General features: G+C 69.9%; 10 protein-coding genes. 3 read left to right on the forward strand and 7 right to left on the reverse strand.

The genetic code is table 11. The features are described 5' to 3' along the window. Window positions 1–102: 102 nt before the first annotated feature. From AC07F0_RS20190 to AC07F0_RS20220, 7 genes are all read right to left on the reverse strand, one after another. Window positions 103–1128 (reverse strand): LacI family DNA-binding transcriptional regulator, encoded by a 1026-nt coding sequence (locus AC07F0_RS20190; protein ID WP_354742973.1) that lies wholly within the window; start codon window positions 1126–1128, stop codon window positions 103–105. Window positions 1129–1216: 88 nt separating this feature from the next. After that, the gene (locus AC07F0_RS20195) at window positions 1217–2641 is read right to left on the reverse strand and encodes a BNR repeat-containing protein (RefSeq protein WP_478980615.1); all 1425 of its coding nucleotides are present in this window, start codon (window positions 2639–2641) and stop codon (window positions 1217–1219) included. A 17-nt stretch (window positions 2642–2658) separates the two neighbouring features. Further along, the gene (locus AC07F0_RS20200) at window positions 2659–2979 is read right to left on the reverse strand and encodes an L-rhamnose mutarotase (RefSeq protein ID WP_020272132.1); all 321 of its coding nucleotides are present in this window, start codon (window positions 2977–2979) and stop codon (window positions 2659–2661) included. A 17-nt stretch (window positions 2980–2996) separates the two neighbouring features. Next, a complete protein-coding gene (gene rhaS, locus AC07F0_RS20205; protein ID WP_086846005.1) occupies window positions 2997–4082 on the reverse strand; it encodes a rhamnose ABC transporter substrate-binding protein in 1086 nt (361 codons plus the stop codon). A gap of 30 nt (window positions 4083–4112) precedes the next feature. Continuing rightward, window positions 4113–5105, reverse strand: a complete 993-nt coding sequence (locus tag AC07F0_RS20210; RefSeq protein ID WP_478980617.1) for an ABC transporter permease — start codon at window positions 5103–5105, stop codon at window positions 4113–4115. Beyond that, window positions 5098–6138: an ABC transporter permease gene (locus AC07F0_RS20215; RefSeq protein ID WP_478980619.1), complete on the reverse strand. Its 1041-nt coding sequence runs from the start codon at window positions 6136–6138 to the stop codon at window positions 5098–5100. The genes AC07F0_RS20210 and AC07F0_RS20215 overlap by 8 nt, the downstream gene beginning before the upstream one ends. After that, entirely contained in the window at window positions 6135–7652 is a 1518-nt protein-coding gene (locus tag AC07F0_RS20220) for a sugar ABC transporter ATP-binding protein (protein ID WP_478980621.1), read from the reverse strand. The genes AC07F0_RS20215 and AC07F0_RS20220 overlap by 4 nt, the downstream gene beginning before the upstream one ends. 270 nt (window positions 7653–7922) lie before the next feature. On the opposite strand from AC07F0_RS20220, the gene rhaI reads away from it, so the two are divergent. The 3 genes from rhaI (at window position 7923) to AC07F0_RS20235 (ending at window position 12681) form a co-directional block, all read left to right on the forward strand. Then, window positions 7923–9083, forward strand: coding sequence for an L-rhamnose isomerase (gene rhaI, locus AC07F0_RS20225; RefSeq protein ID WP_478980622.1), 1161 nt, complete (start codon window positions 7923–7925; stop codon window positions 9081–9083). Window positions 9084–9196: 113 nt separating this feature from the next. Further along, window positions 9197–11236 (forward strand): bifunctional aldolase/short-chain dehydrogenase, encoded by a 2040-nt coding sequence (locus AC07F0_RS20230; RefSeq protein WP_478980624.1) that lies wholly within the window; start codon window positions 9197–9199, stop codon window positions 11234–11236. Next, window positions 11233–12681 (forward strand): rhamnulokinase, encoded by a 1449-nt coding sequence (locus tag AC07F0_RS20235; RefSeq protein WP_478980625.1) that lies wholly within the window; start codon window positions 11233–11235, stop codon window positions 12679–12681. The genes AC07F0_RS20230 and AC07F0_RS20235 overlap by 4 nt, the downstream gene beginning before the upstream one ends. The last annotated feature ends 29 nt before the right edge of the window (window positions 12682–12710 follow it).

Genomic DNA, 12710 nt, shown 5'->3' on the forward strand with positions numbered 1-12710 from the left:
CCCGGGACGGACGGATTTTCGGACCGCGTCCCAGTTCATCACAGCGGGCGTCCGCGGGTGGCCCCTTCGGATCATGAAATCTTCCTGAACGACCGTTCAGGTTCAGCGGGCGGACAGGCTGGAGCGGCGGACCACCAGCTCGGGCTGGAGTACGACCCGCCGGTGCTCGTGCGGCCGGGCCGGGCCCTCCTCCTCCGTCTCCTCCAGGAGCAGGTCGGCCGCCATGGCGCCCATGGTGACGGCGGGCTGGCGTACCGACGTGAGAGGGACGGCGGCGGCGGCCGCGAACTCGATGTCGTCGTAGCCGACGATGGCGAGGTCGTCCGGGACGCCGACACCGGCCGCGTACATGGCCTGGAGGACGCCGAGCGCCAGCAGGTCGTTGGCGCAGAACACGGCGGTCGGCCGGTCGGCGAGGCCCAGCAGGCGGGCGCCGGCGTCGCGGCCCGCGGCGACGTCGAGCCGTTCGGTGGGCAGCTCGCGCAGCGCGTCGGGCCCGAGCCCGGCCTCCGAGAGCGCTTCGAGGGCGCCCGTACGCCGGTCGCGGACCTGGTTGAGGCCGGGCGGGCCGCTGACGTAGGCGATGGAGCGGTGCCCGGCGTCGACGAGATGGCGTACGGCCAGGGCGCCGCCCGCGACGTCGTCGACGGAGACCGAGCACTCGGTGGTTCCCTCGGCGACCCGGTCGACCAGGACGAACGGGATGCCGTGCCGGCGGAACGCCTCGATGTTGCGGCCCGTGGCGTCGGCCGGGGTGAGCAGCACACCGCGCACGCGCTGCTCGGCGAAGAGCGACAGGTACTCGGCCTCCTCGCCCGGGTTCTGGGCGCTGTTGCAGACCATCACGCCGAGCCCGGCCTGCCGTGCGGCGCGTTCGGCGCCGCGGGCCACGTCGACGAAGAAGGGGTTGCCCATGTCGAGGACGAGCAGCCCCATGATGCGGCTGCGGCCCGCGCGCAGCTGGCGCGCGGACTCGCTGCGGACGTAGCCGAGCCGGTCTATCGCGGACAGCACGCGGGCCCGGGTCTCGGTGGCGACCGTGTCCGGGCGGTTGATCACGTTCGACACCGTGCCGACGGAGACTCCGGCGGCGCGGGCGACATCCTTGATACCCACCGACTGGGCCATCGGGCAGGGACCTCCAGGGGAAGACGAGGGGGGCGGCGGCCGGGGCGGCTTCACACTACCGGCACGCCGCCCCGGGAACCGGGCGCGGTCAGGCGGGCAGCCGGAAGTCGACGACGTGCAGCGCCGAGGGCGTCGTACCGCTGGACTTCTCCTGGTACATGAAGGACAGCACTCCGTCCTGCGCGACGCGCATCTCGTCGACGACGACCTCGCCGAAGGCATTGAGGCCGCTGCCGTCGAACAGGATCTTCCAGTCGGTGTAGCCGGAGGCCGCCGAGGCGCCGGCGATCCGCCCGAAGGGGAAGATCGCGTAGGCGTTGTCGTACTTGTCCAGGATCAGCTTGGTGCGCTGGCTGGAGTTCAGCGGGACCGGGATCTCGGTCTTCTGCCAGGAGCCCGAGGCGTTCTTGCGGACGTGGAAGGCGCGTCCGTTTGCCGTGCGGTCGGCCACGTAGTTCGTGGTGCACTGGCCGAAGCGGCCGGGGACGTAGGAGATGATCGCGTGCGGCCGGCCCGCCGAGTCGGTGGACTGGCTCTCCTGGTTCATCAGGGAGTGGTCCGGATTGAGCGGGTCGACGACCAGGCCGGTGTCGGTCACGGACACCTTGTCGGAGCCGCCGGTGACGCCGACGACAGTGCCGGCGTTGTTGCGCCAAGTGCGGCCGAGGTCGTCGGAGTAGACGTAGCCGGTGTCGTGATTGGTGATGCCGCCGCTGTTGCACATCACGGCGCCGTTCTGCTCGCGCCAGGTGAAGAAGGAGTGCAGCCGGCCGCTGCGGTCGTAATCGATGCCGTGCAGGTACATGTTGCGGGCGGTCGAGGAGCCGTGCTCGCTGGTGTACGTGCCGGTGGAGCTGGACCACTCCCCCAGGTTGGTCCACTTGGTGCCGTCGTACTCGGCGAGCGCGTTGCGTCCGTTGCCGGAGACGGCGACGCGGTAGCTCAGCTGGAGCTTGCCGTCGGGCGTCGATATGAACTGCGGGTAGGTGAACTGCGAGGTCAGCGCGAGGCCGTCCAGGGTGGACTGGGGTGCGCCGAAGCGGCTCGTGGTCCAGCTCAGCCCGCCGGGGTCGTCCATGAGCCCGGCGACCGACTTGACGTAGGTGAAGCCGTCGCTGTGGGAGTCCATGTTGAGGTGCAGCCGGCCGTCGGCCTTGGAGACGCCCATGGAGATGACGTTGTGGGAGTCGTCGTACCGCAGGGTGTGCCCGACCTTCACGGTCGACCAGGTGCTGCCGCCGAGTACCCGTCGTCCGACGACGGCGTTGCGGTCGGCGGTGTACCAGACGGCGTACTGGTAGCCCTTGTAGGTCAGCAGGCCGTTCTTCTGGAACGAGTTGTTGTTGACCAGGCCGTCGTACGACACGAAGAAGATGGCCTGGCTGTCGAGGGTCGTGGTGCCCGTCCGGGTGACGGAGGGCCCGGGGTCGGCGGCCCGCGCGGTGCCGGAGGCGAGGGCGGGGGTCACCACGGCTCCGGCGAAGGCCGCGGCCAGCAACGTACGTCTGCGCATCTCATGAACTCCATTGTTCAGGCGAGGTGGAACACTTCCGTGAGCGGTTTCATGGCCTCGTCGGGCCGGGCGCCGTCCAGTGACTCGAAGAACGGCGCCATCTCCGCCTGCCAGCGGGCGTTGACGTCGGTGGCTTCCATACCGGCCTGGGCGGCCGCGAAGTCCTCGGTCTCCAGGTAGCCGACGAGCAGTCCGTCCTCGCGCAGGAAGAGCGAGTAGTTGTGCCAGCCGGTCGCCTTCAGGGCGTCGAGCATCTCGGGCCACACGGCGGCGTGCCGCTCGCGGTACTCGTCGAGGCGGTCCGCCCGGACCTTCAGCAGGAAGCACACGCGCTGCATCAACAACCCTCCGGGAATCAGAAGTTGAACTGGTCGATGTTCTTGGCGTCGAACACGGTCGGCTTGCCGAGGCTGATCACGCCGTCCTTGCCGATGGTGTACTCGCCCATGGAGCCGGCCTTGAAGGTCTCGCCCTCCTTGCCGGTGATCTGCCCGGAGGACAGGGCGACGGCGGTACGGGCGGCCAGCTCGCCGAGCTTCGCCGGGTCCCACAGCTCGAACGCCTCGACGGTGCCGTTCTTGACGTACTTGCGCATGTCGTTCGGGGTGCCGAGGCCGGTCAGCTTGACCTTGCCCTTGTACTTGGAGCCCGACAGGTACTGGGCGGCGGCCTTGATGCCGACGGTGGTCGGGGAGATGATCCCCTTCAGGTTCGGGTACTCCTGGAGCAGGCCCTGGGTCTGCTGGAAGGACTGCTGGGCGTCGTCGTTGCCGTACGCGGTCTTCACCAGCTTCATGTTCTTGTACTCGGGCTTCTTCAGCTCGTCCTTCATGAAGTCGATCCAGGTGTTCTGGTTCGTCGCGGTCTGCGCGGCGGACAGGATCGCGATCTCGCCCTTGTAGCCGATCTGCTTGGCGAGCAGCTGCACCTCGGTACGGCCCAGGTCCTCGGCGGAGGCCTGCGAGACGAAGGCGTTGCGGCAGTCGGGCGTGGTGTCCGAGTCGTAGGTGACGACCTTGATGCCGTTCTTCATGGCCTGCTTGAGCGCGGTGCACAGGGCGCCGGGGTCCTGCGCGGAGACGGCCATCGCGTCGACCTGCTGCTGGGTGAGCGTGTTGACGTAGGAGACCTGGCCGGAGGTGTCCGTGGCGCTGGAGGGACCGACCTCCTTGTAGCTGGAGCCGAGTTCCTTCAGCGCCTTCTCGCCGCCCTTGTCGGCGGAGGTGAAGTACGGGTTGTTGACCTGCTTGGGCAGGAACCCGACGGTCAGGCCCTTCTTCAGCTCGGCGTTCGGGTCGGCCTTGCCGGCCGCGGCAGCGGAGCCGCCCTCGCTCTGCACGTCCTTCTTGGTGGTGCCGCCACCGCAGGCGGTGAGCGCCAGGGCGAGAGAGGTGGCGGTGGCGAGCGCCGCGCAGCTGCGGCGGAGGGTTGACTTACGCATGACGATGGTCCTTTACGAGGAAGGGCTGAGTTACGAGGTCGGAGTCGAGGCGGCTCTGCGGCCCGCCCTCGCTACGGAGATCTGCCGTGCGACCCTGGGGCCGAGCACGGAGAGGACGAGCAGAACGCCGGTGACGACGATCTGCGACTGGGCGGAGACGTCCTGGAGGCTCATCACGTTCTGCAATGCCCCCAGCAGGAACACCCCGGCGATGGCGCCGCCGAGCGTGCCCTTGCCACCGTCGAAGTCGATACCGCCGAGCAGTACGGCGGCCACGACGGACAGTTCGAGGCCGGTGGCGTTGTCGTAGCGGGCGCTGGCGTAGTGCAGCGCCCAGAAGATCCCGGTGAGAGAGGCCATCAGGCCCGTCACCGTGAACAGGATCAGCTTCTGCCGCTTGACCCGGATGCCGGCGAACCGCGCGGCCTCCTCATTCGCCCCGATCGCGAACAGCGACCGCCCGAACGGCGTGGCGTGCAGTGCGACCACGGCGATGGCGAGCAGGACGAGGAACGGCAGGAAGGCGTCCGGGATGAACGTGTCGCCGATGCGCCCGGCCGCGAATTCCAGGTACTGGGTGGGGAAGTCGGTCACCGCGTCCGACCCGAGCACGATCTGCGCGACACCCCGGTACGCGGCGAGCGTGCCGATGGTGACGGCGAGGGACGGCAGCCCCAGCCTGGTCACCAGCAGGCCGTTGATCAGCCCGCACACGACTCCCAGCAGCAGGCAGATCGGGATGATCGTCTCGATGGCCATGCCCTGGTTCCACAGGGCGCCCATCACGGCACCGGACAGACCCGCCGTGGACGCCACCGACAGGTCGATCTCCCCGGAGACGACCAGCAGGGTCATCGGCAACGCGATCAGCGCGATCGGCAGCGTGTTGCCGATGAGGAACGACAGGTTGAGCGCATTGCCGAACCCGTCGACGAAGCCGAAGGAGAACAGCAGCACCACGATCAGCAGGGCGCCGACGACCGTGTCCCAGCGGACCGCTCGGCTCAGGGAGATGTCAGCCATGGCGGGCGTTCCTCTTCTTCAGGGCGGAGGCCACGCGCAGCGCGACGATCCGGTCGACCGCGATGGCGAGGATGAGCAGGACGCCGTTGATGGCGAGCACCCAGACGGAGCTGACGCCGAGGGCGGGCAGCACGCTGTTGATCGACGTCAGCAGCAGCGCGCCGAGGGCCGCGCCGTAGACGCTGCCGGAGCCGCCGGTGAAGACGACGCCGCCGACCACGACCGCGCTGACCACGGTGAGTTCGTAGCCGTTGCCGGTGCCGGAGTCGACGTTGCCGAACCGGGCGAGGTACATGGCTCCGGCGAGTCCGGCGAGGGCGCCGCAGAAGGTGTACGCGGCGAGGATCCGCTTGCGCACGGGGATGCCGGCGAGGCGGGCGGCCTCGGGGTTGGAGCCCAGCGCGTACAGCTCGCGGCCGCTGGCGAAGTGCTTGAGGTAGTAGGCGGTTGCGACAAGGACCGCCAGGGCGATCAGCGCCAGGTACGGCACCGCCGAGATGCCTCCGGAGCCGAAGTCGACGAAACCGCCGGGCAGATCGGCCGCGGTGATCTGGCTGGAGCCGACCCAGATGGAGTCGATGCCGCGGATGATGTAGAGCGTGCCGAGGGTGACGACGAGCGCGGGCACCTGGCCGAGGCTGACGAGCAGGCCGTTGAGCAGTCCGAAGCCGATGCCGAGCAGCACGGCCAGGGCGATCGCCACGACCGGGTTGCCGCCGCCCTGGAGATACGTTCCGGCGGCGAAGGCGCTGATGCCGAGCGTGGATCCGACGGACAGGTCGACGTTGCGGGTGATGACGACGAGGGACTGGCCGGTGGCGACGAGCACGAGGATCGTCGCGTTCAGCAGCAGGTCCTTGATGCCCTGTTCGGACAGGAACTGGCTGTTGCCGGCCTGAGTGACGGCGATCATCACCAGGAAGACGACGAGGATGGCGAGTTCGCGCATCTTGAAGACGCGGTCGACCAGCCGGGTGCCGCTCGACTTGGGCACGTCGGCCACGGGGGCCTCTTGTGGGGTGACGACCGTCATGCGGCGGCCCTCCCGGTGGCTGCGGCCATCACGGTTTCCTCGGTGGCGTCGGAGCGTGGGATCTCGGCGGTGAGTCGGCCCTCGTGCATCACCAGCACGCGGTCGGCCATGCCGAGGATCTCGGGCAGGTCGGAGGAGATCATCAGGACGGCCACGCCGTCGGCGGCGAGCTGGGACAGCAGCCGGTGCACCTCGGCCTTGGTGCCGACGTCGATGCCGCGGGTCGGCTCGTCGACGATCAGCACCCTGGGCGCGGTGGCGAGCCACTTGGCGAGCACGACCTTCTGCTGGTTGCCGCCCGAGAGAGTGTTGACGGTGTCGGCGATCCGGGCGTACTTGACCTGGAGCTTGACGGCCCAGTCGAGGGAGCGGCTGCGCTCGGCGCCGCGGTCCATCAGCCCCGCCTTCACCGTCGTGCGCAGCCCGGTGAGCCCGATGTTCCGCTCGATCGACATGTCCATCACCAGGCCCTGAGCGCGCCGGTCCTCGGGGACCAGGGCGAGCCCGGCGGACATCGCGGTGGACGGGGCGCCGTTGACCAGGGGCTTGCCGTCGACGGAGACCTCGCCGGCGTCCCAGCGGTCGATGCCGAACACGGCCCGTGCGACCTCCGTACGCCCGGCGCCGACGAGTCCGGCGAGACCGACGATCTCGCCGTGCCGGACCTCGAAGGAGACGTCGGTGAACACGCCCTCGCGGGTCAGCCGGCGCACGCTCAGGGCGACTTCGCCCGGCCGCACGTCCTGCTTGGGGTAGAGCTCGTCGAGGTCACGGCCGACCATGCGGCGCACAAGGTCGTCCTCCGTCATGCCCTCCAGTGGCTCGCTGCCGACCAGGGCGCCGTCGCGCAGGGTGGTGACCCGCCGGCAGATCTCGAAGATCTCCTCCAGCCGGTGGGAGATGAACAGCACGGCGGCGCCCTGGTCGCGCAAGGTGCGTACGACGCCGAAGAGGCGGGCGACCTCGCTGCCGGTGAGCGCGGCGGTCGGCTCGTCCATGATCAGGACACGGGCGTCGAAGGAGAGGGCCTTGGCGATCTCGACGATCTGCTGGTCGGCGATGGACAGGCCGCGGGCGGGCCGGTCGGGGTCGAGTTCGACTCCGAGGCGCTCCATGAGGGCGGCGGTCGCGTTGTGCGTGGCCTTGTGGTCGATCCGGCCGAGGGCGCGCCGGGGCTGGCGGCCCATGTAGATGTTCTCGGCGATCGACAGGTCGGGGAAGAGCGTGGGCTCCTGGTAGATCACGGCGATGCCGGCGTCGCGGGCGTCGCCGGGGCCGTGGAAGGTGACGGGCGCACCGTCGAGCAGCACCTGGCCGGCGTCCGGCCGGTGCACTCCGGCGAGTGCCTTGATGAGGGTGGACTTGCCGGCACCGTTCTCACCGGCGAGCGCGTGCACCTCCCCGGGGAACAGCTCCAGGGAGACGTCCCGCAGTGCGCGGACCGCACCGAAGGACTTGGAGACGTCCTTCAGTGCCAGAACCGGGGCCGGACCCGTGGTGGACGGGTGGGTCATGGGGGCTCCTCGACGACGCCGGCGGGACCGCCTCTCGGCGTCGTGGGCGTCGTGAAAGGTTTCAACTGGGTTGCCGGGACGTTAGGCGGGTCACGCATGTCACGTCAATGGGTTCCGGTCGAAAATGTTTCGAGGACAGAAGGTCACGCCCTGATCACGAGTAACTGTGTCGACCGGAGGGGTTGACACCCCTTCGGGGGGCCCATAACTTCGCGTCCTGAATCGTTTCATTCAGTGGTCGTCACGACCCGATGCCTCAGGAGCCCTGACGTGACCGAGCTCGCCGCGGTGAAGGCCGCTCTCAAGACCCAGGCAGTCGAGACGCCGTCGTGGGCGTACGGGAACTCGGGCACGCGCTTCAAGGTGTTCGCGCAAGCGGGTGTGCCGCGCAATCCGTACGAGAAACTGGACGACGCGGCGAAGGTGCACGAGTTCACGGGGGTCGCCCCGACGGTCGCCCTGCACATTCCGTGGGACAAGGTCGACGACTACGCGGCGCTGGCGAAGCACGCCGAGGAGCGTGGTGTGAAGCTCGGCGCGATCAACTCCAACACGTTCCAGGACGACGACTACAAGCTCGGGAGCATCTGCCACCCGGAGGCTTCTGTGCGCCGCAAGGCCGTCGATCATCTGCTGGAGTGCGTCGACATCATGGATGCGACGGGTTCGACGGACCTGAAGCTGTGGTTCGCCGACGGGACGAACTATCCCGGGCAGGACGACATCCGGGCCCGGCAGGACCGGCTCGCCGAGGGGCTCGCGGAGGTCTACGAGCGGCTGGGCGACGGGCAGCGGATGCTGCTGGAGTACAAGTTCTTCGAGCCGGCCTTCTACTCGACGGATGTGCCGGACTGGGGCACGGCGTACGCCCACTGCCTGAAGTTGGGGCCTAAGGCGCAGGTCGTGGTCGACACGGGGCATCACGCGCCGGGGACCAACATCGAGTTCATCGTGGCGACGCTCTTGCGGGAGGGGAAGCTCGGGGGGTTCGACTTCAACTCGCGGTTCTACGCGGATGACGACCTGATGGTGGGTGCGGCCGACCCCTTCCAGCTGTTCCGGATCATGTACGAGGTCGTGCGGGGCGGGGGGTTCTCGCCCGAGGTCGCGTTCATGCTCGACCAGTGCCACAACATCGAGGCGAAGATCCCGGCGATCATCCGTTCTGTGATGAATGTGCAGGAGGCCACGGCCAAGGCGTTGCTGGTGGACGGTGACGCGTTGGGTGCGGCGCAGCGCAGCGGGGATGTGCTGGAGGCGAATGCCGTGCTGATGGATGCCTACAACACGGATGTGCGGCCGTTGCTGCGGGAGGTGCGGGAGGAGATGGGGTTGGACCCCGAGCCGCTTGCGGCGTACCGGCGATGTGGGTGGGGCGAGAAGATCGTTGCCGAGCGGGTCGGTGGGGAGCAGGCGGGGTGGGGTGCGTAAGCGTCTGCCGAGATCCGTTGTCTGCGGGGTGCGGGTTGTTTCCGGTTGATCGCGCAGTTCCCCGCGCCCCCAAGAAGGAACCTCACCCCACTCTCCTCTGAAAAGGAACTGTCATGGCAACCCATCCCGAAGCCGCCGCTCTCCTGGCCCGTTCCCACCGGCTCGGCTCCGATCCCCGTAACACCAACTACGCGGGAGGCAACGCCTCCGCCAAGGGCACCGAGACCGACCCCGTCACCGGCGGCGATGTCGAGCTGATGTGGGTCAAGGGGTCGGGAGGTGACCTCGGTACGCTCACGGAGGCGGGACTGGCCGTGCTCCGGCTGGACCGGATGCGGGCGCTCGTCGATGTCTATCCGGGGGTGGAGCGCGAGGACGAGATGGTCGCCGCGTTCGACTACTGCCTGCACGGGAAGGGCGGGGCGGCGCCGTCCATCGACACCGCCATGCACGGACTGGTCGAGGCCGCCCACGTCGATCACCTCCACCCGGACTCCGGGATCGCGCTCGCCTGCGCCGCAGACGGGGAGAAGCTGACCGCCGAGTGTTTCGGGGACAGTGTGGTGTGGGTGCCGTGGCGGCGGCCCGGATTCCAGCTGGGGCTGGACATCGCGGCCGTGAAGCAGGCCAATCCGCAGGCCATCGGGTGCGTTCTGGGCGGGCACGGGATCACCGCCTGGGGTGACACGTCCGAGGAGTGCGAGCGGAACTCGCTGCACATCATCCGGACCGCGGAGAAGTTCCTCGCCGAGCGCGGCAGGGACGAGCCCTTCGGGCCGGTGATCGAGGGGTACGCCGCGCTGAGTGCCGCGGAGCGCCGGGAGCGGGCCGCCGCCCTCGCGCCGCACGTCCGTGCCCTCGCTTCCCAGGACCGGCCCCAGGTCGGGCACTTCAACGACTCCGAGGTGGTCCTCGACTTCCTGGCGAGCGCCGAGCATCCGCGGCTGGCCGCGCTGGGCACCTCCTGCCCGGACCACTTCCTGCGGACCAAGGTGCGGCCGCTGGTCCTCGACCTGCCGCCGACGGCTCCGCTCGACGAGGCCGTCGCCCGGCTGAAGGAGCTGCACGCGGAGTACCGCGAGGAGTACGCCGCCTACTACCGGCGGCACGCCGAGCCCGACTCCCCCGCCATGCGCGGCGCCGACCCGGCGATCGTGCTGGTCCCGGGCGTGGGCATGTTCAGCTTCGGCAAGGACAAGCAGACCGCGCGGGTGGCCGGCGAGTTCTACGTCAACGCCATCAATGTGATGCGCGGGGCGGAGGCCGTGTCCACGTACGCGCCCATCGAGGAGTCGGAGAAGTTCCGTATCGAGTACTGGGCGCTGGAGGAGGCCAAGCTCCAGCGGATGCCGAAGCCCAAGGCGCTCGCGACGCGGGTCGCGCTGGTCACGGGTGCGGGCAGCGGCATCGGGAAGGCGATCGCGCACCGGCTGGCCGCCGAGGGCGCCTGTGTCGTCGTGGCCGATCTGAACGGTGAGAACGCGGCCGCGGTCGCCGAGGAGCTGGGCGGTCCGGACAAGGCCGTCGCCGTGACCGTGGACGTGACGTCCGAGGAGCAGATCGCCGAGGCGTTCCGGGCGGCCGTGCTGGCGTTCGGCGGTGTCGATCTCGTCGTCAACAACGCCGGCATCTCGATCTCCAAGCCCCTGCTGGAGACGTCGGCGAAGGACTGGGACCTCCAGCACGACATCATGGCGCGCGGATCCTTCCTCGTGTCGCGCGAAGCGGCGCGGGTGATGATCGCGCAGGAGCTGGGCGGCGACATCGTCTACATCGCGTCGAAGAACGCCGTGTTCGCCGGGCCCAACAACATCGCCTACTCGGCCACCAAGGCCGACCAGGCCCACCAGGTGCGGCTGCTCGCCGCCGAGTTGGGCGAGCACGGCATCCGGGTCAACGGAGTCAATCCGGACGGTGTCGTGCGGGGCTCCGGGATCTTCGCCGGCGGGTGGGGGGCCCAGCGGGCCGCCGTGTACGGGGTCGAGGAGGAGAAGCTCGGCGAGTTCTACGCCCAGCGGACCATCCTCAAGCGTGAGGTGCTGCCCGAGCATGTCGCGAACGCGGTCTTCGCCCTCACCGGCGGCGACCTGACCCACACCACCGGGCTGCACGTCCCGGTCGACGCCGGCGTCGCGGCCGCCTTCCTGCGGTGAGCGCGGCCGTGAAGTCGTACGCCGCGGTCGACCTCGGCGCGTCCAGCGGGCGCGTGATGGTGGGCCGTGTCGGCCCCGACAGCCTGGAGCTGACCGAGGCACACCGCTTCCCGAACCGGCCCGTGCGCGTGCCCGAGGGGCTGCGGTGGGACGTCCTGGGTCTGTACGCGGGGGTGCTGGAGGGGCTGAAGGCGGCCGGGCAGGTCGACTCCGTCGGGATCGACAGCTGGGCCGTGGACTACGGGCTGCTCGACGCGGACGGGGCGCTGCTCGGCAATCCCGTGCACTACCGGGACGCCCGGACGGAGGGGATCGCGGAGAAGGTGTGGGCGACCGTCCCGGCGGAGGAGCTGTACGCGGCGACCGGGTTGCAGTACGCGCCCTTCAACACCCTGTACCAGCTGACGGCGGCCCGGTCCTCGGCCCAGCTGTCCTCCGCCCGGCGGCTGTTGCTCATCCCCGACCTGCTGACGTACTGGCTCACCGGCGAGCAGGGCACCGAGCTCACCAACGCCTCGACGACCCAGCTGATCGATCCCCGGACCCGCGACTGGGCGTACGACATCGGCTCACGGCTGGGGATCGACCTGAGCCTGTTCGCGCCGCTGCGGCAGCCCGGTGATCCGGCGGGTGTGCTGCGGGACGCGGTGCTGGAGGAGACCGGGCTGACCGGGCCCGTGCCCGTGACGGCGGTCGGGTCGCACGACACCGCGTCGGCGGTGGCCGCCGTACCCGCAGGGCAGGAGCGGTTCGCGTACATCTGCACCGGCACCTGGTCCCTGGCCGGACTGGAGCTGGACGCGCCGGTGCTGACCGAGGAGAGCCGGGCCGCCAACTTCACCAACGAGCTGGGCCTGGACGGCACGGTCCGGTATCTGCGCAACATCATGGGGCTGTGGCTGCTCCAGGAGTGCGTGCGGGCCTGGGGCGACCCGGACCTCGGCGTGCTGCTGCTGGAGGCGTCCAAGGTGGAGGCGCTGCGGTCGGTCGTGGACGCCGGTGACGCGGCGTTTCTCGCGCCGGGGCGGATGCCGGAGCGGATCGCAGAGGCGTGCCGGGCCTCGGGGCAGCCCGTGCCCGAGTCGCCGGCCGAGGTGACGCGCTGCATCCTCGACTCCCTCGCCCTCGCCCACCGCAAGGCCGTCCAGGACGCGCAGCGGCTCGCCGGGCATCCGGTCGACGTGGTGCACGTGGTGGGCGGCGGTACGCGCAACGCGCTGCTGTGCCAGCTGACCGCCGACGCCTGCGGGCTGCCCGTGGTGGCGGGGCCGACGGAGGCGGCCGCCCTGGGGAACGTGCTCGTGCAGGCCCGGGCCCACGGGCTGGCCGGTGACCTGGCGGGGATGCGGCGGCTGCTCGTCCGCACCCAGCCGCTCACGCGGTACGAGCCGCGCGGCGGGACCGAGCGGTGGCGCGCCGCGCAGGACCGGCTCGCCGGGGACTGACGGGGTCTCCCCCGGGCCCCGTTCCCCCA

The sequence above is a fragment of the Streptomyces sp. NPDC045955 genome, assembly GCF_056430805.1.